Origin of the sequence: Shimia biformata, from assembly GCF_016888515.1 — a bacterium.
Classification (GTDB): Bacteria; Pseudomonadota; Alphaproteobacteria; order Rhodobacterales; family Rhodobacteraceae; genus Shimia_A; species Shimia_A biformata.
Window position 1 is genome coordinate 1,213,975 of sequence record NZ_JAFEJK010000001.1, and the last position, 20,030, is coordinate 1,234,004.

At 60.9% G+C, this 20,030-nt stretch carries 22 protein-coding genes and 1 riboswitch; of the genes, 12 read left to right on the forward strand and 10 right to left on the reverse strand.

The genetic code is table 11. The annotated features are described in order from the left end of the window. Positions 1–20 precede the first annotated feature (20 nt). The 5 genes from JQ863_RS05970 to JQ863_RS05990 are packed head-to-tail and all read right to left on the reverse strand — an operon-like array spanning position 21 to position 4,187. Positions 21–1,211, reverse strand: a complete 1,191-nt coding sequence (locus JQ863_RS05970; protein ID WP_204113396.1) for an endonuclease/exonuclease/phosphatase family protein — start codon at positions 1,209–1,211, stop codon at positions 21–23. Continuing rightward, the gene (locus tag JQ863_RS05975; protein WP_204113397.1) at positions 1,208–1,687 is read right to left on the reverse strand and encodes a macro domain-containing protein; all 480 of its coding nucleotides are present in this window, start codon (positions 1,685–1,687) and stop codon (positions 1,208–1,210) included. Before JQ863_RS05975 ends, JQ863_RS05970 begins: the two co-directional genes overlap by 4 nt. A 14-nt stretch (positions 1,688–1,701) precedes the next feature. After that, on the reverse strand, positions 1,702–2,676 hold the full coding sequence (locus tag JQ863_RS05980; protein WP_204113398.1) for a threonine ammonia-lyase: 975 nt from the start codon (positions 2,674–2,676) through the stop codon (positions 1,702–1,704). Beyond that, a complete protein-coding gene (locus JQ863_RS05985) occupies positions 2,673–3,500 on the reverse strand; it encodes an alpha/beta fold hydrolase (protein WP_204113399.1) in 828 nt (275 codons plus the stop codon). Before JQ863_RS05985 ends, JQ863_RS05980 begins: the two co-directional genes overlap by 4 nt. Further along, complete coding sequence (locus JQ863_RS05990; RefSeq protein ID WP_204113400.1) at positions 3,501–4,187, reverse strand: haloacid dehalogenase type II; 687 nt, start codon at positions 4,185–4,187, stop codon at positions 3,501–3,503. Between the two features lie 153 nt (positions 4,188–4,340). On the opposite strand from JQ863_RS05990, the gene JQ863_RS05995 reads away from it, so the two are divergent. After that, complete coding sequence (locus tag JQ863_RS05995; RefSeq protein ID WP_204113401.1) at positions 4,341–4,769, forward strand: FKBP-type peptidyl-prolyl cis-trans isomerase; 429 nt, start codon at positions 4,341–4,343, stop codon at positions 4,767–4,769. A 141-nt stretch (positions 4,770–4,910) separates the two neighbouring features. Continuing rightward, a complete protein-coding gene (locus JQ863_RS06000; protein ID WP_204113402.1) occupies positions 4,911–5,339 on the forward strand; it encodes a VOC family protein in 429 nt (142 codons plus the stop codon). A 49-nt stretch (positions 5,340–5,388) separates the two neighbouring features. Here the strand turns inward: JQ863_RS06000 and JQ863_RS06005 are convergent, their stop codons facing one another. From JQ863_RS06005 to fabA, 3 genes are read right to left on the reverse strand one after another with little or no spacing between them, the layout of a single operon-like run. Further along, entirely contained in the window at positions 5,389–6,180 is a 792-nt protein-coding gene (locus tag JQ863_RS06005) for an enoyl-ACP reductase FabI (protein ID WP_204113403.1), read from the reverse strand. Between the two features lie 19 nt (positions 6,181–6,199). Further along, complete coding sequence (gene fabB / locus JQ863_RS06010; RefSeq protein WP_204113404.1) at positions 6,200–7,426, reverse strand: beta-ketoacyl-ACP synthase I; 1,227 nt, start codon at positions 7,424–7,426, stop codon at positions 6,200–6,202. Between the two features lie 42 nt (positions 7,427–7,468). Beyond that, a complete protein-coding gene (gene fabA, locus JQ863_RS06015) occupies positions 7,469–7,978 on the reverse strand; it encodes a bifunctional 3-hydroxydecanoyl-ACP dehydratase/trans-2-decenoyl-ACP isomerase (RefSeq protein ID WP_204113405.1) in 510 nt (169 codons plus the stop codon). A gap of 194 nt (positions 7,979–8,172) precedes the next feature. Here fabA and irr point away from each other — a divergent pair, with 194 nt between their 5' ends. Then, a complete protein-coding gene (gene irr / locus JQ863_RS06020) occupies positions 8,173–8,589 on the forward strand; it encodes a Fur family transcriptional regulator Irr (RefSeq protein ID WP_204113406.1) in 417 nt (138 codons plus the stop codon). A gap of 29 nt (positions 8,590–8,618) precedes the next feature. After that, complete coding sequence (locus tag JQ863_RS06025) at positions 8,619–9,605, forward strand: NADPH:quinone reductase (protein WP_204113407.1); 987 nt, start codon at positions 8,619–8,621, stop codon at positions 9,603–9,605. Here JQ863_RS06025 and JQ863_RS06030 read toward each other — a convergent pair. Both JQ863_RS06030 and JQ863_RS06035 read right to left on the reverse strand, forming a co-directional pair. Further along, positions 9,602–11,140 carry a phospholipase D-like domain-containing protein gene (locus tag JQ863_RS06030; RefSeq protein ID WP_204113408.1) on the reverse strand — a complete coding sequence of 513 codons (1,539 nt, stop codon included), beginning with the start codon at positions 11,138–11,140 and terminating at the stop codon, positions 9,602–9,604. The genes JQ863_RS06025 and JQ863_RS06030 overlap by 4 nt on opposite strands. Beyond that, the gene (locus JQ863_RS06035; RefSeq protein WP_204113409.1) at positions 11,131–12,003 is read right to left on the reverse strand and encodes a hypothetical protein; all 873 of its coding nucleotides are present in this window, start codon (positions 12,001–12,003) and stop codon (positions 11,131–11,133) included. Before JQ863_RS06035 ends, JQ863_RS06030 begins: the two co-directional genes overlap by 10 nt. Before the next feature lie 110 nt (positions 12,004–12,113). Between JQ863_RS06035 and miaB the strand changes: the two genes are divergently transcribed. The 8 genes from miaB to metK all read left to right on the forward strand — a co-directional run bounded on the left by miaB (position 12,114) and on the right by metK (position 19,952). Further along, the gene (gene miaB, locus JQ863_RS06040; protein ID WP_204113410.1) at positions 12,114–13,439 is read left to right on the forward strand and encodes a tRNA (N6-isopentenyl adenosine(37)-C2)-methylthiotransferase MiaB; all 1,326 of its coding nucleotides are present in this window, start codon (positions 12,114–12,116) and stop codon (positions 13,437–13,439) included. A 231-nt stretch (positions 13,440–13,670) separates the two neighbouring features. Beyond that, entirely contained in the window at positions 13,671–14,246 is a 576-nt protein-coding gene (locus JQ863_RS06045; protein ID WP_204113411.1) for an OmpA family protein, read from the forward strand. Between the two features lie 14 nt (positions 14,247–14,260). Next, on the forward strand, positions 14,261–14,557 hold the full coding sequence (locus JQ863_RS06050; protein ID WP_204113412.1) for a hypothetical protein: 297 nt from the start codon (positions 14,261–14,263) through the stop codon (positions 14,555–14,557). Between the two features lie 152 nt (positions 14,558–14,709). Next, a complete protein-coding gene (locus JQ863_RS06055) occupies positions 14,710–15,750 on the forward strand; it encodes a PhoH family protein (protein WP_420826230.1) in 1,041 nt (346 codons plus the stop codon). A 24-nt stretch (positions 15,751–15,774) separates the two neighbouring features. Further along, positions 15,775–16,269 carry an rRNA maturation RNase YbeY gene (ybeY, locus tag JQ863_RS06060; RefSeq protein WP_204113413.1) on the forward strand — a complete coding sequence of 165 codons (495 nt, stop codon included), beginning with the start codon at positions 15,775–15,777 and terminating at the stop codon, positions 16,267–16,269. A 32-nt stretch (positions 16,270–16,301) separates the two neighbouring features. After that, positions 16,302–17,186, forward strand: coding sequence for a hemolysin family protein (locus tag JQ863_RS06065; protein WP_204113414.1), 885 nt, complete (start codon positions 16,302–16,304; stop codon positions 17,184–17,186). Next, positions 17,179–18,705: an apolipoprotein N-acyltransferase gene (gene lnt, locus JQ863_RS06070; RefSeq protein WP_239113218.1), complete on the forward strand. Its 1,527-nt coding sequence runs from the start codon at positions 17,179–17,181 to the stop codon at positions 18,703–18,705. The genes JQ863_RS06065 and lnt overlap by 8 nt, the downstream gene beginning before the upstream one ends. Positions 18,706–18,716: 11 nt before the next feature. Further along, positions 18,717–18,765: riboswitch (SAM-SAH riboswitch) on the forward strand. 5 nt (positions 18,766–18,770) lie between these two features. Continuing rightward, complete coding sequence (metK, locus tag JQ863_RS06075; protein WP_204113415.1) at positions 18,771–19,952, forward strand: methionine adenosyltransferase; 1,182 nt, start codon at positions 18,771–18,773, stop codon at positions 19,950–19,952. Positions 19,953–20,030: the final 78 nt, after the last annotated feature.

Sequence of the window (20,030 nt, forward strand, 5' to 3'; positions counted from 1 at the left end):
GGAAAACTGTTGCGCGATACCTAACGCGTCAGGCGCATATGCGCCATGATCTGTCCGTGGTCGCTGGCCAATTTGTTATAGGGCGCTTCAGCATGGCTGCCATCGGTAAGGTGATCGTTAAACACGCTGAAATACTCCATCTCGCCGATTTTGCCTTCGAATTGCGGATGAAAGTGACGGCTGAGGAAAATCTGGTCGATGCTTTCATAGACGCCGTTGAAAGCCGAGGTATAGACCATGTCGCGCAGGGATTTCTGCACGAACAACGCCTCTGCCGATGTCAGATGCACCGCGTTCACCGCTTCGGTGATCTTCAGGTTCTCGTCCCGCGAATAGCGATCGTTATAGTCCTTGGCGTCATGGCGCAGCATCCAGGAATAGTTGCGGAATGGCACTTCGCCCGAGATGATCTCGGAACTGACGGCATGTTCGCCATCGTTGAAATCGCCCAGCACCATGACCGGACGGTCCTGACGCAGCTCATCCAGAATGGCGCGGCGCAGGACCCAGGCTTCGGCCATGCGACGCACGGCGGCGCGCAGGGCACCCATGGCGCGGCCCGAGGCATCATAGCGGGTCAGGTCCTGTTCTGGCGCGAACTCGTTGCCCGCTGGTTTCAGGTATTCGCCCAACTTCGATTTCAGGTGGCAGTTGAAAACCGTGATGACGCGGTCGCCGACGGGGATGCGTGCCTTCAGGATCGGCCGCGACAGGCGGGTGACGGTGTAGTGACCCGCGTCCTCGCCAGTCAGTTCGCGGAACGGGATGTGCAGGGGGGCGGGAAGGGACTGGATCGCCTCGGGTTCCTCGGTGAATCCGAACCGAGACAGGATCGCCAGGCCCGGACGCCTCTGTCCCGGCGCGCCGTCGTTGGCATTGGGCGCAAATGCAAGCGCGGCGTCGGAATAGGGCGTGTAGCCCAGTTTCCGAAAAATCGCTTTCTTGGCATAGCTGGTGCCGCGCTCGGGCAGGACTGCATCATTCATAGTGATGCCGCGCCGGTCGGCCTCGGCGATGACGTCGCGCAGGGCGTCTTCCTCGAAAATCTCCTGAAACCCGACGATATCGGCGTCCAGCGACAGGATCTGGTTCGCCATCCAGTCCTTTTTCCACGCGTATTCTTCGGGCGTGTAGGACATGAACTGGTAAAACTCGCGGTCCGGGCCGATCAGGTTTTTGACGTTGAACGAAGCGATGGTGAAACGGGTCATGTCGATCCTCCGGGGATGGATGTGCCGGGCAAAATGACCAGCGCGTGGTCACGTCCGGCAAGGGCGGTGTCGATCAGGGGGGCAATGCGGGACCAGTCGCCGCCTGCCAGCCCTGCGCCGATCAGGGGATAACCGATCCGGGCAGTTGGAAAGGCAGTGGCGATGCGGGCAAAGACTGTTGCAACGGCATCATAGTCGACCAGCCTGCCGGGGCCGCTGAAATCGTACTGTGTATAGGCGTTGACAACTGTCAACTCGCGGTCGGGCGGGTCAATGGCTGCTGCGCTGAACCTACCCAGCTTGTCGCGGCTGCCCATTTCGGTGGCCCGATCTGCCTCATACGCTTGGGGAAAAGCCGCGGCGATCGCTCGGGCGATGCCAGCCCCCATGGTGCAGAAACAGTTGCATCCATGCGCGATCACGTCAAAGCGGCCCGCCTTGGCCAGCGCGATCAGGTCACCTTCGATGATCTGCATGGCGTCCCTTCCCGTTACTCCAACGTGGCCAGCGCCTGTGCAAAGACATCCGGGTCGACATTGCCGCCAGTGCAGACCGCGATGACAGTGTCGCCGTCGAGTTGATCACCGTGGAACAAGGCGGCTGCCAGTGCCACCGCGCCGCCCGGCTCGACCACGATCTTCAGCCGCAGGAAGGCTTGGGCGACCGCCTGCAACGCCTCTTTTTCCGTGACCACAAGGCCAGGTCCGCACAGTCGTTTCAGGATTGGAAAGGTAATGTCGCCCGGCGCGGGCGTGATGATCGCGTCGCAGAGCGACCCGGACTGGCGGTCGTTGCGCTCAATCTGATCCGAAAGAAGCGACCGGGCCGTGTCGTCGAACCCCTCGGGCTCGACCGGACGAATGCGCATTCCGGGCGCATCCGCTTCAAGCGCCAGTGCGACACCGGAAGTCAGCCCGCCGCCACCGCAACAGACAAGAACCTCGGCCTGATCAATGCCCAGCTCTGCGGCCTGCGCCGCGATTTCAAGGCCAGTGGTGCCCTGTCCCGCGATGACCTGCGGTTCGTCATAGGGCTTGATCAGGGTCAGTCCGCGGTCAGCGGCTATGGCTGCACCCACGGCCTCGCGGCTTTCGCCGCCGGGACGATCATAAAGCACCACTTCGGCCCCAAGCGCGCGGGTGTTCTCGATCTTCAGGCGCGGCGCGTCATTGGGCATGATGATGACTGAGGGCACCCCATGCGCCGTTGCCGCCGCCGCGACCCCCTGGGCGTGGTTGCCCGAGGAAAACGCGATCACGCCCCGGCTGCGTGTCGTCTCATCCAGCGCCGAGACCGCCGACCAGCCGCCGCGAAACTTGAAGCTGCCGGTGTGTTGCAGGCATTCCGCTTTCACCAGAACCCGCCGCCCGGCAATCTCATCCAGAAAGGGCGACGACAGAAACGGCGTCTTGCGGGCGTGGCCATCAAGTCGTTTCGCTGCCGCGCGGATCATGTCAATATTCATGTCATCTTCCCCAGCCACTTGGTCAATGCAGCGACGGATTCGACCTCGTCAAGGAAGGGTACATGGCCCCGGCCCGGCACGTCAGCAAAGACCATGTCGGGCGCGCGGGTCTGCATTTCTTGTGCGGTTTCCTGCGACAGAAGATCGGAGTTCGCCCCCCGGATCAGTGCCAGCGGCATCGACTTGGCCGCCTCGAACAGGGGCCAAAGGTCCGGCGCGAACTCGGTCATCGAGGCCAGGATCGCGTCGCGCAGCTTGGGGTCATAGTTGATCTTCAGCCCGTCGCCGGTCTGGATGAAGTGTTTTTCGACCTCTTCCTGCCAGCGTTCGGCGGGAACGTTGTCGAACCCCGCGATCCGGCTGCCGATCATGGCGGCGGCTTCGGCATGGGTCTTCCAGACCGGGTTGCGCCCGAGATAGCCCATGATGACGTCCAATCCAGACGTGTCCAGAACGGGGCCGACATCGACAAGGCAAAGCCCGCTCAGGCGCTGCGGTTGTGTCGCGGCCAGCATCATGCCGATCAGCCCCCCGCGCGAGGTGCCAAGTACAGCGGTCTTTTCGATGCCAAGGTGGTCCAGCAATTCGATCGCGTCCTGACCTTCGCGCAGGATGTTGTAGGTCATGAAATCCGTGGCCCAGTCGGACTGACCCCTGCCGCGATAATCGAGCGTAATCATCCGAGTGCCCGTCAGGGTCGGGGCAGCATAGTCGAAATCGGTGCCGTTGCGGGTCAGACCTGACAGGCATATGACCGGCAGGCCCTCGCCGCCAGTATCTGTGAAATGCAGCGACAGCCCGTCTGTCGTGATGAAACGTGGCATTCAGCCTCCTGCGATGTCGGGGATGGTTGTGAGGTCGTTCAGAACGTGACCTGGTTTCCAGGGCAGGCGGTCCATCGGCTCGCCCGCGCGGTTGACCCAGGCCGTGACAAAACCATAGCCCGCTGCGCCCGCCGCATCCCAGCCGTTGGACGAGACGAACAGCACCTGTTCCGGTGTGCAGCCGAACCGCGCGCCAACCATGTCGTAAACCACGCGGGCCGGCTTGAAGATGCCGACGTCCTCGACGCTGAGGACATCGTCCAGAAATGCGCCGATGCCCGCGGATTGAACCGCCCCGTCCAGCATGTCGGGCGACCCGTTGGACAGGATTGCCGTGTTCAACCCCCGCTGTTTCAGGGCCGCCAGCATGTTCGGGACCTCGGGGTAGGCCGACAGCTCCCAGTAAAGTTGCAGCAGGCGTTCGCGCAGGTCGGGGTCACCATTCAGCCCAGTGGCCTCAAGCGCCCAGTCCAGCCCGTCCCGGGTAACATCCCAGAAGTCAGTATGGGCATCGGTGATCGCGCGCAGCCAGGTATATTGCAATTGTTTCAACCGCCAGGCGTTCGCCAGTTCCAGCCACTTCTGCGCCAGCGCGTCGCGCCCCGGTTCGGCGGCGGCCTCTCGTGCGGCGGCGGAGACGTCAAACAGCGTGCCGTAAGCGTCAAAAATACAGGTTGTGATCGTCATGTCGCCCTCCCGAAGCCCGCGTAGTGTTGCACCTTGCGCAGGCCTATCCAAGGGGGAAAGCCGGTGGATTTGCATTCCATGCCGCATCGACATAGTGTGCCGCCTTTATCGCCGGTCAAGAGGCCGGTTCCGTGAACCAGAATTGGACTAGATATGACTGTTGCAAAATCGGGCGATACCGTCCGCATCCACTATACCGGCACACTTTCGGACGGCTCGGTGTTCGACTCGTCAGAAGGGCGTGATCCGCTGGAGTTTACCCTTGGCTCGGGCCAGGTAATCCCAGGCTTCGACGCTGGTGTGACCGGCATGTCGGTGGGTGACAAGAAAACGGTCGAAATCCCCTGCGCCGACGCCTATGGCGAGAAAAACCCCGATGCCCAACAGGACGTGCCGCGCGCTCAGATCCCGGCCGAGATCCCGTTGGAACTGGGTATCCAGTTGCAGATGCAGGCCCCGACGGGACAGGTGATCCCGGTCACCGTCGTTGCCCTGACGGACGAGACCGTGACACTGGACGCCAACCACCCGCTGGCGGGCAAGGACCTGACCTTCGCGCTGGAGCTGGTCGAGATCGCCTGATCTCTGCCGTCAAACAGTGACAGAACACCCCGCCGGTTGCCGCCGGCGGGTTTTTTGTGCCGATTTCAGGAAAATGTTTCTGTTTTGTTCTGTTTGAGAATCGTGGCATACTGCTCTCAGTTATTTTCAGGGAGAAGTTGGATGTCAAAGACACATGGAATGGTCTGGTGGAGCGAGTTGATGACTCGCGACATCAAGGGTGCGCTGGATTACTACACGAAGACCTGCGGATGGGAGATCGACCAGATGCCCATGGGTGATGACGGTACTTATTATATCGGCAAGGCGCACGGTACGATGATCACCGGCATGATGGACATGACCGGAATGGAAAAGATGCCCGGTATGGAGCATCTTGCCCAGGTTCCCGCCCATTGGATGACTTATTTTGCCGTGGATGACGTCGATGCGGCGGCCAAGGCGACGGCAGAGGCGGGTGGTGAAGTGATCCGCGCGCCGTTCGACATTCCGGGCACAGGGAGAATCGCGATCCTCAAGGATCCTGGTGGCGCGGTTCTGGGATTGATGACCCCGGACGCGGCTGCACTTGAGGCAGCGGCCAAAGGCTGAAAAAAGGCGCCAGAGCAATCCGGCGCCTTTTCAATTTCTTCCAGACCGATCAGATGTTTTCCGGCTGCGGCATGCCAAGCACGTGATAGCCGCCATCGACGCGGATGATCTCACCCGTGGTATAGCAGCCAGCATCCGACGCCAGATAGACCGCTGTGCCGCCCACCGCCTCAAGCGTCGCGTTCGACCGCATCGGCGCGTTCTGGTCGGTGTGCTTGTAGGTCTTGCGCGCACCGCCGATCGCCGCGCCCGCCAGCGTCTTCATCGGACCGGGCGAGATTGCGTTCACGCGGATGCCGTCAGGCCCAAGGTCATTGGCGAGGTATCGCGTCGCCGCCTCAAGTGCGGCCTTGGCGACGCCCATGACGTTGTAGAACGGCGTCACCCGGTTCGACCCCTGATAGGTCAGGGTCAGGATCGTACCGCCGTTGTCCTTCATCAGGGGATATGCCCGGCGGCTGACCTCGATCAGCGAGTAGGCAGAGATATCAAGCGAATTCTTGAAATTCGCCCGGCTGGTGTCGATGAACCGGCCGGTCAGCTCATTCTTGTCGGAATAGGCAATGGCGTGGACGAGAAAGTCGATGGTGGGCCAGCGCGCGCCCAATTCCTCGAACGCCCGGTCAAGGGACTCATCGTCGGTTACATCGACATCGACCATGAAATCGCTGCCGACGCTTGCCGCCAGCGGTTCAAGGCGCTTGCCGAACGCCTCACCCTGATAAGTAAAGGCCAGTTCCGCCCCGGCCTCGTGCATGGCCTTGGCAATGCCCCACGCGATCGAGCGGTCATTGGCCACGCCCATCACCAGCCCGCGTTTGCCTTTCAACAGGTCCGACATGCGCCTTCTCCCTTCTCGCTTAGCCTTTGTATTTCGACAGGATCATCGACCCGTTGGTGCCGCCAAACCCGAACGAGTTCGTCATGACCGAGTCCAGCCCCGCATTCTCCACAAAAGCCGTTGCAATTTCGCCCTCATTGATCGCTGGATCAAGGGTTTCGACATTGATCGACGGTGTGATGAAGTCCTGATCCAGCATCAGAAGGCAGAAAATCGCCTCAAGCGCACCGGCGGCCCCCTGCGCGTGGCCGGTCATGGATTTGGTCGACGAGATCGGCGGATGGGTGTCGCCGAAGACGCGACGCACGGCCTCGACCTCGCCCACGTCGCCAACAGGAGTCGATGTGCCGTGGGCATTGATGTAACCGACCTTGCGGCCCTCGGGCAGCGATTGCAGCGCCAGACGCATCGCCCTCTCACCGCCTTCACCCGACGGGGCCACCATGTCATGGCCGTCCGAAGTGGCGGCAAAGCCCGTGACCTCGGCATAGATCTTGGCCCCGCGCGCCAGCGCATGGTCAAGGTCTTCCAGAACCACAATGCCGCCGCCGCCCGAGATCACGAACCCGTCGCGGTTTTCATCAAACGCACGCGAGGCTTTTTCGGGTGTGTCATTGTATTTCGACGACATCGCACCCATCGCGTCGAACAGGCACGAAAGGGTCCAGTCCAGTTCCTCGCCGCCGCCTGCGAACATCACGTCCTGCTTGCCCATCATGATCTGCTCTGCCGCGTTGCCGATGCAATGCAGCGAGGTCGAGCAGGCCGAAGTGATGGAATAGTTGATGCCCTTGATCTTGAACGCTGTCGCCAGGTTCGCCGAGATCGTCGAGGACATGCATTTCGGCACGGCAAACGGTCCGATCCGCTTGGTCGCGCCGGTGGACAGCACGGTCTGATGCGCGGTCAGCATGGCGCTGGTCGAGGGGCCGCCAGACCCGGCCACAAGGCCGGTGCGCTCGTTGACGATCTGATCTTCGGTCAGCCCGGCATCCGCGATCGCCTGCTGCATCGCGATATAGGCATAGGCCGCCCCGTCACCCATGAACCGCAATGTGCGCTTGTCGATGTGTTCCTTGGTGTCAATCTTGAGTGTGCCTGCAATCTGGCTGCGAAAGCCATGTTCGGCCATCTCGTCACTGGCGACGATCCCCGACTTGCCTGCTTTCAATGAGGCGGTGACCTCTTCGGCATTGTTTCCGATGGACGAGACAATCCCCAGTCCGGTTACTACGACGCGACGCATGTGCGCACTCCTGTCTGAGATTTGGTTTGTGACCCGAGGCGATCAGCTTTCGCTGAGTGCGACTTTCATGTCCCTGACCTGATAGATGACTTCTCCGTCCGCCTCGACGATGCCGTCGGCGACGCCCATGGTCAGGCGGCGGGTCTGGATGGCCTTGGTGAAGTCGATCTTGTAGGTCAGCATCTTGCGGTCGGGGCGGACCATGCCGGTCAGTTTGACTTCGCCGACACCCAGCGCATAACCGCGCCCCTGCCAGCCGCGCCAGCCGAGGTTGAAGCCGGTCAGTTGCCACAACCCATCAAGACCCAGACAGCCGGGCATGATCGGGTTGCCGGGGAAGTGGCAATCGAAGAACCACAGGTCGGGAGTGATATCGAACTCGGCCAGAACGTGACCCTTGCCATGTGCGCCACCGTCGCCCGAGATATCGGTAATCCGGTCCATCATCAGCATCGGCGGCGCGGGCAGCTGGGCGTTGCCCGGCCCGAACAATTCGCCACGGGCGCATTTCAGCAGGTCCTCTTTGTCGAAGCTGGTTGGATAGTCGGCCATGGGGGGCTCACCTCACGAAATCTTTCATTGTCTTTCACCCTGTAACACCGCCTCAAAGGGTCCTGCAAGAGTGCTGGCGGGCGGGTTGTGATACGGGACGGAGCGTCAGGTCGCTGGGAATTCCTTGGGATTTCCGTTTGAAACATGCAGCATTTGCACATTATATTCAGTGTCGAACACCAGATGGGGCGCTTATGACACCGGATGCGATCTCGATAGGAAGCGATTGGCTGGCCAAGGGCGGGCTGCGCCCGACGCGGCAGCGCGTGGTGCTGGCGTCGCTTCTTGTGGGGGACGGCAAGGATCGGCACGTGACCGCCGAAAGCCTGTTCGCCGAGGTGCGCGACCGGGGCGAGAGCGTGTCGCTGGCGACGATCTACAATACGTTGCGTGCTTTCTGCGATGCCGATTTGATGCAGGAAATCACGGTCGATGGCACCAAAAGCTATTTTGACACCAACACCCATGACCACCCGCATTTCTTCTGGGAAGACGACCGCGTGCTGACGGATGCGCCGGCGGACCAGCTGAAGATCGCCCGGTTGCCGGATGCCCCCGAAGGGGCCGAGGTCGCCAAGGTCGATGTGGTGATCCGGCTGCGCCGCGCCTGAGTATTGATCCCGAACAACTGAGGGTTTCCATGAAAGCCATAACCTACGACCGTTTTGGCCCGGCGGCTGAAGTCCTGACGCTTGCCGATGTCGAAACACCGGTTCCCGCAGCCGGTGAAGTGTTGGTGCGGGTGGCCTTCTCTGGGGTGAACCCGTCGGACGTCAAGGCGCGGGGTGGCGCGCGGCCCGGTGTCACGACCCCACCGTTTCCACAAATCGTGCCGCATTCCGACGGATCAGGCGTGATCGAGGCTGTGGGCACAGGGGTTGACCCGGCACGTATCGGCGAACGGGTCTGGATCTGGAATGGCCAGTGGCAGCGTCCGTTTGGCACGGCGGCTGAGTACGTCGCGCTACCGCAGGCGCAGGCAGTGGCCTTGCCGGACGACGTATCGCTTGAAACAGGCGCGGTGCTGGGCATTCCCGGGCTGACGGCGGCGCAATGCGTTTTTGGCGGCGGCGATGTTTCGGGCAAAACGCTGCTCGTCAGCGGCGGTGCTGGGACCGTGGGCCATTTGGCGGTGCAACTGGCTGCCTGGGGCGGAGCCAAGGTTATCGCGACGGCCAGCCCGCGCGATGCCGACCGGGTCCGCGCGGCAGGCGCGGCGCATGTGCTGGACTACCGTGCGCCTGACCTTGCTGAACAGATCATTGCGGCCAATGACGGGGCCCCGATTGACCGTGGCGTCGAAGTCGAGTTCGGCCCCAACGCCGCGCTTCTGGCCGAGGTGATGGCTCCCAATAGCACCGTTGCAATCTATGGATCAGCCAAGGACATGACACCGACCCTTCCTTTTGGCCCTATGCTGTTCAAGGCGCTGAAGCTGGATATCGTGCTGATCTATATCCTGCCCGATGGACCGCGCGCGGCGGCGATCACTCTTCTGCATAAGGCATTGACCGAGGGCGCGCTGACCTGCCCGGTGCAAGAGATCGTGCCACTGGCCGAAACCGCGCGCGCCCATGAACTGGTCGAGGCAGGCGGGCGCAGGGGCGCGGTGCTGGTGCAAGCCTAGAGCTGCAACTCGACACCAAGCAGATCAGTGATATTGGCGATCAATTTCTGGAAACCGGTTGCCTGAGGTTCCGACAGCCGCCTTTCCGCCTTGCCGAAACCGAAATAGTCCCAGACCAGGTTGCCGTTCTCGTCCAGATCGACACGATACGCATAGTTGCGCAGGGCGCTGTCGATGTTGCCGCGCAGCGCTCGGGCCAGCGACGGGCTATGGATCATCATGCCATGTTCGGTGTTCAGCTTGATCGCGCGCGGATCGAGGTTCAGCGACCCGACAAACACCTTGTCATTGTCAATGATACCCATCTTTGAATGCATCGTCAGCTTGTCCGGCCCGACACCGTCATCATCGACGCCCAGCAATTCGGGCACATCTGCGCGCACCTCGTAAAGCTCGACACCGGCCTGAAGCAGGTCCTTGCGATAGGGCTGATAGCCGCCATGGACATAGGGGTGATTGTTAGCCGCCAGAGAATTGGTGACGATGCGCACCCGGATTCCGCTGTCCACCAGGCTTTTGTAGAACTTCACGCCATAGTCTTCCGGCACGAAATAGGGTGTCAGCATGACAACTTCCCGTTTGGCATGCTTCATCTCGGTAAACAGGGCGTTTGCAATTGCATGCGGACCCTCGGCCACCGGATTGCGCAGCTTCTGCGGTGGATCGGTGATGATCCAGGCCTTGCCGAAATGCGGTTTTTCCGAACCGTTCAGAATGCGCTTGAGGTAGGGCGAGGCAAGCGCGTCGCGATAGGCCGCCCGTTCCTCGGGGTGGGCATCCACATCCCAGTCCACGAATTGCGCGTCCGCGCGGCGCCGTGCGGTATCAGTGACGATCATGTCCAGCGGCACGGCGTATTTGTCATTCCAGAACGTGTCGAACAAACCGCCCAGCTTTGCGGCATCGGGCCCGGCGGTGAAAATCTCGAAATCCGCGAATACCGCCGAAGTGTCGAGTTGATAATACTCGTCCGCGATATTGCGTCCGCCAATGATGGCCATCGCATTATCGACCACGAACATCTTGTTGTGCATCCGGCGGTTCAGCCGTTTGAAATCGAACGGGAAAGCCAACGCCTTGGGAACGCCGCGGGCGGACGGGTTGAACATCCGCACTTCGATGTTCTCATGCGCGTCCACAAGGGCAAGATCGCTGTCGCGCGTTGTGGTGAACACATCGTCGATCAAAAGCCGTACCCGCACCCCGCGGTCGGCCGCTTCAATCAGCTTTGCGGCAAACAGACGGCCTGCGGTGTCCGGCTTGATAAGAAATGTAGACACGTCAATGGTCTTGCGGGCATTGCCGATCATGTTCATCCGCGCGCCAAGGGCGTCGCGGCCTTCGGTCAGGTCGAAGTAAACCGACTGGTTCCTGTCTTGGGCCACAGAGACCTTGCGCCCATCGTAGGGGCTGCCATCGACGATGTTGAACCGCGTGACCTCTCGCGGAGCATCCAGCGGTGGCTGGGTGCAGGACACAAGGATTACGCTTGCCGCGACCGCTAGCAGGCGGGGCAGGGTTGGTGTCAAAACCATTGGCCGGGCTCCATCAGGCCAAGATCCAGCAATTGCCGGGAATGCCATTCGAAAGGCACGGAATTGTGCCAGCGGAAATCGGTGACGTCATACCGGCTTCCGGGGTTGCGTTTCAGTGCTTTTGCCGTGCGGAACGAACAGATCGCTGCGGTCAGGTTGTTGTGCCAGGGGCAGGCATAGGTGTTGTATTCCTCGTCGTCGAAAGTGAAGTCATCGCGCAAGGTCAGGTCGGGCCGCGCGCGGAACAACGAAACCCGGTCGATCCGTCGCCGTGCCTCGGGGACGTGTTCCTCGAAACGCCACCGCAGGCCGCCGTAAAAGTCCAGTTGCCGTTCCTTCGGGTGGTCGTGGTTGGCCGCATCCTTGCGGGCCAATGCGTAGTATCCCGACCGGTCCATCATCGCATCCTCGATCGAGACCGCATTGGCATGGGCATCGAGGTCGCCGGCATAGAGATCGACCACATAGGTCAGCATCGCATCGCGCCGTTCCTCGACATGAAAGGTCAGCATTTCGCCAACGGTGCGAGTCTCGCAGAACGGAAAGAACAGGTATTCGGCGTTGAAACAGTAATAGAACCACGTGCCGGGCTGCGCTGACCTTGCAACGGCATTGATGGTCTGAACCGCTGATGCCGTGCCAACATGGGCCATGTCGATCCGGGCAATGCCGTCTTGCAGATCGGCGGACACCGCGAACGCTTTTGGGGCGAACAGGCACACAGAGGCAAAGCCAAGCGACAGGTGGTGACGCAGCGTGCTGTCGGTCTCGGTTTCGTCCTCGGCGAAAATCAGCGCGACCGGCCCTTTGGCCAGCGCGATTTTCCCATTGGAAACAAAGTCATTAACGGATTTGTATTGCATGATGTCTTTTGCTCTGCCCGCCCCAACACTTGGCGAAAACGACCCGCATTGCAAGCCATGTCGGTTTTGATGTAGTCAGGCGCCCTGAATATGAGACCGGAGCGGGGCCGATGGGCGATCAGAAAAAGCTGTATATCAAGACCTATGGCTGTCAGATGAATGTCTATGACAGCGAGCGCATGGCCGAGGCCATGGGTGGGTCTGGCTATGTCGAAACCGACAGCCCCGATGACGCGGACATGATCCTGCTCAACACCTGCCACATCCGCGAGAAGGCGGCGGAAAAGGTCTATTCCGAACTGGGCCGCTTCAAGGGGTTGAAGGCCGAGAAGCCGGACCTCAAGATCGGCGTGGCGGGCTGCGTCGCGCAGGCCGAGGGTGAAGAGATCATGCGCCGTCAGCCGCTTGTCGATCTGGTTGTCGGGCCGCAGGCCTATCACCGCCTGCCCGAGATGGAGGCCAAGGCCCGCGCCGGGGAAAAGGCGCTGGATACCGACTTCCCCGAAGAGGACAAGTTTGAGCGGCTGAAATCCCGCCCCAAGGCCAAGCGCGGCCCGACCGCCTTTCTGACGGTGCAGGAAGGATGTGACAAATTCTGCGCCTTCTGCGTGGTGCCATATACACGCGGTGCCGAGGTCAGCCGCCCGGTCGACCGCATCCTGACCGAGGCACGTGATCTGGTTGAGCGCGGCGTGCGCGAAATCACACTTCTGGGTCAGAACGTGAACGCCTATCACGGTGCCGGGCCAGATGGCGACTGGTCGCTGGCGCAGCTGATCTGGGGGCTGAACGAGATCGACGGGCTGGCGCGCATCCGGTTTACCACCAGCCACCCCAACGACATGACCGACGACCTGATCGCGGCCCACGGCGAATGCGAGAAGCTGATGCCTTATCTGCACCTCCCGGTCCAGTCGGGCAGCGACCGCATTCTGAAGCGCATGAACCGTAGCCATGACCGTGACAGCTATCTCCGTCTGATCGAACGGATCCGCGCCGCGCGGCCCGACATCCTGATCTCGGGTGACTTTATTGTCGGTTTCCCCGAAGAAACCGACCAGGATTTCGAAGACACGATGGCCCTGATCGAAGAGGTCAAATACGGTCAGGCCTTCAGTTTCAAATACTCCACCCGGCCCGGCACGCCGGCGGCCGAACGTGCGCAGGTTGACGATGTTGTTGCGACCGAGCGTCTCTATCGCCTGCAGGCGCTGATCACGAAGCAGCAGCGCGAGATTAAGGACAGCATGGTCGGCCGAAATGTCGGCGTCCTGTTCGAGAAACCGGGTCGGCTTGACGGGCAACTGGTGGGCAAATCCGATCACCTTCATGCCGTCCACGTGGAAGCCCGTGGCGCCGCCGTGGGCGAGATTGCCGAGGTGAGAATCGTTGAGAGCGGTCCGAATTCCCTTCGTGGCGAGATTGTGACGGACTGATCCAGGTTCCAGAAACAATTACCAAGCGGCCGGATGCTTTGTCGCGGGAACGGATAAAGTCGTCTCCAAATGAGCCGCGTTGTGGCAAAAATTTGGCGTCAAAAACACTGTATCTTGTTATTATTTCTTCACAACTTTCCCGCATTTGCTAAACTCGCTCGCATTGTGGGGGCGTCCTGGCGTGCCGGTTTTTTGCCGCGTGCGCCCGGGGGATAGGCAGAGGATTTGACTGTGTCCAAAGGAATTATTAAGGCACTCAGAAGTGCCGCTGGCGCGGTGGCGGCTGTTGGCCTTTTGCTTGCTGCCACTGCTGACGGTGCGAGCGCCCAGAACACGCGCACGATCAAGGGCAAGAAATACGTGCCCACGATCTGGATCGACCCGGATGGATGTGAACATTGGGTGATGGACGATGGCTGGGAAGGCTATGGTGAAAACCGCATCCGCCGAGACGGAACACCGGTCTGTCACGACGTGAACGTGTGTGGTGTGGTGAACACCGACCAATTCTTCAAGACAGACAGCTATCGCATCAATGCGTCGGGCCGGGCCCGGCTGGAAAAGTTCTTCAAGGAGTCGGACGCGTTTGCGTTTTCGGTGATCGGCCACACCGACAGCCGCGCCTCGGATGAATACAACATGCGCCTGTCGCTGAACCGCGCGAATTCGGTCGCCAAGATCGGCAAGTCCACCGGCGCCCGCATCATCGACGTTCGCGGCTATGGTGAACGCAAACCTGCTGTGCCCAATACCAGCGCGGCAAACATGGCGAAGAACCGCCGCGTTGAAATCCTGTGCTTCCGTTGAGAAGGGACAAGACCATGACATTTGGAAAAATCGCTCTTCTCGTCACCGCTGGCGCGCTTGTCGCGGCTTGTGGTGAAAAACAGGACAAAACGGTTGACCGCTTCATCGACAGCAAACACCTGTCGACACTGAAGGCCGGGATCCTCGTTGACCCGGACGGCTGCGACACGTGGTTGATCGACGATGGCGCCGAAGGCTACTGGATGCGCCGCTACGACAAGTACGGCAAGCCGGTCTGCTCGGGCGTGGCGCCTCCGGGGGTGGCCACGGGGCCATACAACAAGGGGACGCCGGTCACCGATCCGATCTGATTGTGCAGACTGCCTGTTCAAAAAGCCGCGCATCACGGGATGCGCGGCTTTTTTGTAATTGTTTGATGAAAAGTGACCAGCCAGCGCTTGCGCCTTGCGGCGCGACTTGGCACCCTTTCACCAAGAGACTCGTTTTTGCACAGGAGACCTGATTGGCCATTGGCGCATTGACCCCACCGCCCGCTTCCGAAATTCCATCCGAAACCATGCTGGAATTCCCGGAAAACCGTTTGCTGATCGACCTGTGCGGAGAATACGACCGCAACCTCGCCGAAATTGAGCAGAAACTGGGTGTTCAGATCGTGCGCCGAGGCAATCAGCTTGTGATTCACGGCGAGGACGCCGCGCGCGCCGAGGCGGTGGAGGTGCTGCAATCTCTTTATGAACGGCTGGAAACCGGCAAGTCCGTCGAGCGCGGTGATATCGATCGCGAGATTCGCATGGGTGGGTCGGATGATGGCACCGGCGTCCGGGATGGCGACCAGCTTGAAATGTTCAAGGGCGGCAAGGTCGAGATCAAGACCCGCAAGAAGCTGGTCGAGCCGCGGACCGATGCGCAAAAGGCCTATGTCCAGTCGCTGTTCAACAATGAACTGGCATTCGGGATCGGCCCGGCTGGGACCGGAAAGACCTATCTTGCGGTGGCTGTGGGTGTCAGCATGTTCATTGGCGGCCATGTCGACCGTATCATTCTGTCGCGCCCGGCTGTCGAGGCGGGCGAAAAGCTGGGCTATCTGCCCGGTGACATGAAGGACAAGGTCGATCCCTACATGCAGCCACTTTACGATGCGCTGAACGACTTTCTACCGGGGAAGCAAACCGCCAAGCTGATTGAAGAAAAGCGGATCGAGATCGCGCCACTGGCCTTCATGCGTGGGCGCACCCTGTCCAATGCCTTCGTCGTTCTTGACGAGGCGCAGAACGCCACCACCATGCAGATGAAAATGTTTTTGACCAGGTTGGGTGAAGGCAGCCGCATGGTCATCACCGGTGACCGCAGCCAGGTCGACCTGCCGCGCGGGGTGCCATCGGGGCTGGCTGATGCGGAACGGCTGTTGGGGTCGATCCCGGATATCAGCTTCAACTACTTCACCGCCAAGGATGTGGTGCGCCACCCGCTGGTGGCCGCGATCATCGAAGCCTATGACGCCGACAGCCAGCGCATGATGGCCGAGAAGGGGGCGCGGGGGTGACCTTCGGGTCACGCTTGGGACGACATGCTGACGGACACGATCATCGAAGATGAGCGCTGGGACGGGCTTGGCCTGACCCAACTTGCCGAAACTGCGGCCACCGCAACCCTGGCTCACCTTGGGCTTGACCCGGTCTCGTTCGAGATCGCGGTTCTTGCGTGTGACGATGCCAGGATTGCCGATCTCAACACCGAGTTCCGCGCCAAACCGACAGCGACCAATGTTCTGTCATGGCCCAACGAGGAACGTGGGGCAGAGGCGGACGGGGACATGCCGGACTTGCCTGAACCCGGTCCGGACAGCGAACTGGGTGACATCGCCATTGCCTATGACACCTGCGCGCGGGAGGCGTCCGAGGCGGGCAAGCCGATGGTTGACCATGTCACTCACCTGATGGTGCATGGTACGCTGCATCTGCTGGGTTTTGATCACATTCGTGACAAGGATGCCACTTTGATGGAAGGGCATGAGGTGGCGATACTTGGCAAATTGGGGCTTCCTGACCCATATAGGGAATGATGCGGGGCGGTCCCCGGTTTGGAAAGGATAGGATGGGCGAGAGTTCGGACGGGTCTTCTAGCGCAGCGCTAAGCGCGCAACCCGGAAATTCGGAAAGAGGCAAGAGCGGTTTCTTCCGTCGTATTTATGAGGCGCTGAGTCCCGCTGAGGCGGGACGCGACGTGCCCGAACGTGTGGCCCCGGCGCCCGCGCAGGCCACCCATGGTATGATCAACCTTCGCCGGATGCGGGTCGAGGATGTGGCCATTCCCAAGGTCGAGATCGTATCGGTCCCGGTCACCATCACCAAAAGCGATCTGGTGCAGGTGTTTCACCAAAGCGGATTCACACGTCTGCCGGTTTATGAAAGCACGCTGGACACGCCGCTTGGCTTCGTCCACCTCAAGGATTTTGCCATCAAGCACGGGTTCAACGGATCAGGAGAGCGGTTTGCCCTGCGCAAGATGCTGCGGCCGTTGTTGTTTGTGCCACCGTCGATGCCGATTGGCGTCCTTTTGGCCAAGATGCAGGCCGAACGGCGTCACCTTGCCCTTGTGATTGATGAATATGGCGGGGTCGATGGGCTGGTCACGATCGAGGACCTGATCGAACAGGTGATCGGCGAGATCGAGGATGAACACGACGCCGAAGAAGATGCGCTGTGGACAGAGGAAAAACCCGGCGTGTTCCTGGCGCAGGCCCGAACGCCGCTTGATGAGTTCGAAAAGGTGATCGGCCAGGCGCTGACCGATCATGACGAGATCGACGAAGAGGACATCGACACGCTTGGCGGTTTGGTCTTCATGCTGGCGGGCCACGTACCGTCACGAGGCGAGGTTGTGCCGCATCCCGACGGGATTGAGTTCGAGGTCGTCGATGCAGATCCGCGCCGGATCAAGCGCCTTCGGGTCATCCTGCCCATCCATGGCGATGGCTGAGACAGCGCCGGAATCTCCGGTCGGACGGCCGCTGCCGCGCTGGGCGATGCCTGCCATCTGCCTGGTGCTGGGAGCAGTTACTGGGCTGGGGCAGGCGCCGTTCAACCAACCGATCCTGACCTTTCTCGGGCTGGTCCTGTTCTTTCGCCTGATCCCCGCCACAAGGCATCTGCGGACAACGGCACTCTGGGCGTTGGCATTCGGGGCGGGCTATTTCCTGACTGTGCTGCACTGGATCGTCGAGCCGTTTCTGGTCGATATTGCCCGCCACGGCATCCTAGCCCCGTTTGCCCTGATCTTCCTTTCCGTCGGGCTTGCCCTGTTCTGGGCGCTCGCGGCGGTGCTTACGGCGTGGCTTGGCGGCGGGCGGTGGGCGTTGGTCCTGTGGTTGACGCTTGCCGAAATGCTGAGGGCCTATGTCTTCACCGGATTGCCGTGGGGGATGGTGTCTCAGACACTGATTGACCGGTGGCCGGGACAAATGCTGGCACTTGTCGGCCCCCATGGGGTCAATCTGCTGATGTTTTTTGCGGCGGCTTCTCTGGCCAGTATGCGGGTCTCGGGCAATTGGGGGCAGAAGGGGGCATTGGCTGCGATAGGCGTGGTGTTGATCCTGCCGGTTTCACTGCCTGCGCCGGATTTCACTGGTGCCACTGTTCGGTTGGTTCAACCCAATGCACCGCAGCGCCTGAAATGGCATCCTGACCATGTCTGGACCTTCTACCAACGCGCCTATGAACTGACCAAAGGGGACGGGAAGGGGGTGGACCTTGTGGTCTGGCCGGAAACGGCAATCCCTTCGGATCTGGATGCGGCCCGAGCCGATCTGCCGGTGATCCGGGCAGAGGCGGGGGATGCCGTGCTGGTTGCGGGCGTGCGCCGGTTTGAGGGGGTGAAAGCCTATAACTCGGCCTCGGTGACGGATCCCGATGGCGAAACACGCCAGGTCTATGACAAACACCACCTTGTTCCGTTTGGCGAATACCTGCCCTTTGGGTCCCTTCTGGCGCGGTTTGGCCTCAAGGGATTGGCGGCCGAAGATGGCAACGGTTTTTCGGCTGGTCCCGGTCCGGTGATCCTGGACCTTGGAGTGGCTGGCACGGCGCTGCCTCTGATCTGTTATGAAGCGGTGTTCCCGCAGGATGCGCGCACCGACGAGCGCCCCGATATGCTGTTGCAAATTACCAATGACGGGTGGTTCGGCAGTTTTTCCGGCCCCTATCAACATTTGGCACAGGCGCGGATGCGGGCGATCGAGCAGGGGCTGCCGGTTCTGCGTGCCGCCAATACCGGGGTGTCTGCGGTGATCGGCCCGCGTGGTCAGCTTGTCGCCGAACTGCCACTAAATGAACCCGGTTTTCTGGATGCCGCGATCCCTTCAGCCCTGTCACCAACGCTATATGCCCGGACCGGGGACGGCCCGCTGATGGTTTTCCTTCTGGTCGCGGCGACGGGACTTTCCGTCACAGCTCGCCGCAAAAGGGCGAAAGTCGTTGACGATCCAGAGCAAGCGAACTAAGCCGTTTTGAACCGTCGTCACAACGGCTTCCTGGCGTGGCGATGAAAACCTAATGGAGCGCTTTCATGACCCGAAACAACTATATTTTCACTTCCGAGTCCGTCTCGGAGGGGCACCCGGACAAGGTTTGTGACCGGATTTCCGACGCGGTGCTGGACGCCTTTATCGCCGAAGAACCCGAGGCGCGTGTCGCGGCCGAGACTTTTGCCACCACCAACCGGGTCGTGATCGGCGGCGAAGTCGGTCTGTCGGACAAGGCCAAGCTGCAGGACTATATGGGCCGCATCGACGAGATCGCCCGCGCCTGCATCAAGGATATCGGTTACGAACAGGACAAGTTTCACCACGAGACGGTCGAAGTGACGAACCTCTTGCACGAGCAATCGGCGCATATCGCCCAGGGCGTCGATGCCTCCGGCAACAAGGATGAGGGTGCAGGCGATCAGGGGATCATGTTCGGCTATGCGACCAATGAAACCCCGGCACTGATGCCGGCGCCGATCCAGTATGCCCACGCAATCCTGCGTCGGCTGGCCGAGGCACGCAAGTCAGGCGCCGAGCCGGTTCTTGGCCCGGACGCCAAGTCGCAATTGTCGGTGGTCTATGAAAACGGCGCGCCGGTTCGGGTGTCGTCGCTGGTCCTGTCGACCCAGCACCTGGATGAAAGCCTGACCTCACAGGATGTTCGCACCATTGTCGCGCCCTATATCGAAGAGGTCTTGCCCGACGGCTGGCTGACGGACGAGACCGAGTGGCACGTTAACCCGACCGGCAAGTTCGTGATTGGCGGGCCGGATGGCGACGCCGGGCTGACCGGTCGCAAGATCATCGTCGACACCTATGGCGGCGCTGCGCCCCATGGCGGCGGGGCGTTTTCCGGCAAGGATCCGACCAAGGTCGACCGTTCGGCCGCCTATGCCGCGCGCTATCTGGCCAAGAACGTCGTGGCGGCGGGCATGGCTGACAAATGCACGCTGCAACTGTCCTACGCAATCGGTGTGTCCAAACCGCTGTCGATCTATGTCGACACTCACGGCACCGGCAATGTCGATGACGCTGCGATCGAAAAGGCCGTGGGTCGTGTCATGAACCTGACCCCGCGCGGCATCCGCGAGCATCTGCAACTGAACAAGCCGATCTACCAGCGCACTGCCGCCTATGGCCATTTCGGCCGTGAACCGGATGCCGAAGGCGGGTTCAGCTGGGAAAAAACCGACCTGGTCGACGCGCTGAAAAAGGCGGTCTGAGACCCGTCAGGACCAACCGGAGAACATCAGGACCAAAGCCTTTCCGACGGAATGCTTTGGTCTTTTTGCATTTCCGTG

What these genes read in the sequence shown, in the direction of transcription:
- JQ863_RS06005 (WP_204113403.1), bottom strand. Translation starts at nt 6,180, where the DNA reads ATGTCGGACCTGTTGAAAGGCAAACGCGGGCTGGTGATGGGCGTGGCC.
- JQ863_RS05985 (WP_204113399.1), bottom strand. Translation starts at nt 3,500, where the DNA reads ATGCCACGTTTCATCACGACAGACGGGCTGTCGCTGCATTTCACAGAT.
- JQ863_RS06035 (WP_204113409.1), bottom strand. Translation starts at nt 12,003, where the DNA reads ATGCAATACAAATCCGTTAATGACTTTGTTTCCAATGGGAAAATCGCG.
- ybeY (WP_204113413.1), top strand. Translation starts at nt 15,775, where the DNA reads ATGCTGACGGACACGATCATCGAAGATGAGCGCTGGGACGGGCTTGGC.
- JQ863_RS06030 (WP_204113408.1), bottom strand. Translation starts at nt 11,140, where the DNA reads ATGGTTTTGACACCAACCCTGCCCCGCCTGCTAGCGGTCGCGGCAAGC.
- miaB (WP_204113410.1), top strand. Translation starts at nt 12,114, where the DNA reads ATGGGCGATCAGAAAAAGCTGTATATCAAGACCTATGGCTGTCAGATG.
- JQ863_RS05980 (WP_204113398.1), bottom strand. Translation starts at nt 2,676, where the DNA reads ATGAATATTGACATGATCCGCGCGGCAGCGAAACGACTTGATGGCCAC.
- JQ863_RS05970 (WP_204113396.1), bottom strand. Translation starts at nt 1,211, where the DNA reads ATGACCCGTTTCACCATCGCTTCGTTCAACGTCAAAAACCTGATCGGC.
- JQ863_RS06065 (WP_204113414.1), top strand. Translation starts at nt 16,302, where the DNA reads ATGGGCGAGAGTTCGGACGGGTCTTCTAGCGCAGCGCTAAGCGCGCAA.
- metK (WP_204113415.1), top strand. Translation starts at nt 18,771, where the DNA reads ATGACCCGAAACAACTATATTTTCACTTCCGAGTCCGTCTCGGAGGGG.
- JQ863_RS05995 (WP_204113401.1), top strand. Translation starts at nt 4,341, where the DNA reads ATGACTGTTGCAAAATCGGGCGATACCGTCCGCATCCACTATACCGGC.
- JQ863_RS05975 (WP_204113397.1), bottom strand. Translation starts at nt 1,687, where the DNA reads ATGCAGATCATCGAAGGTGACCTGATCGCGCTGGCCAAGGCGGGCCGC.
- JQ863_RS06050 (WP_204113412.1), top strand. Translation starts at nt 14,261, where the DNA reads ATGACATTTGGAAAAATCGCTCTTCTCGTCACCGCTGGCGCGCTTGTC.
- JQ863_RS05990 (WP_204113400.1), bottom strand. Translation starts at nt 4,187, where the DNA reads ATGACGATCACAACCTGTATTTTTGACGCTTACGGCACGCTGTTTGAC.
- lnt (WP_239113218.1), top strand. Translation starts at nt 17,179, where the DNA reads ATGGCTGAGACAGCGCCGGAATCTCCGGTCGGACGGCCGCTGCCGCGC.
- JQ863_RS06025 (WP_204113407.1), top strand. Translation starts at nt 8,619, where the DNA reads ATGAAAGCCATAACCTACGACCGTTTTGGCCCGGCGGCTGAAGTCCTG.
- fabA (WP_204113405.1), bottom strand. Translation starts at nt 7,978, where the DNA reads ATGGCCGACTATCCAACCAGCTTCGACAAAGAGGACCTGCTGAAATGC.
- fabB (WP_204113404.1), bottom strand. Translation starts at nt 7,426, where the DNA reads ATGCGTCGCGTCGTAGTAACCGGACTGGGGATTGTCTCGTCCATCGGA.
- irr (WP_204113406.1), top strand. Translation starts at nt 8,173, where the DNA reads ATGACACCGGATGCGATCTCGATAGGAAGCGATTGGCTGGCCAAGGGC.
- JQ863_RS06000 (WP_204113402.1), top strand. Translation starts at nt 4,911, where the DNA reads ATGTCAAAGACACATGGAATGGTCTGGTGGAGCGAGTTGATGACTCGC.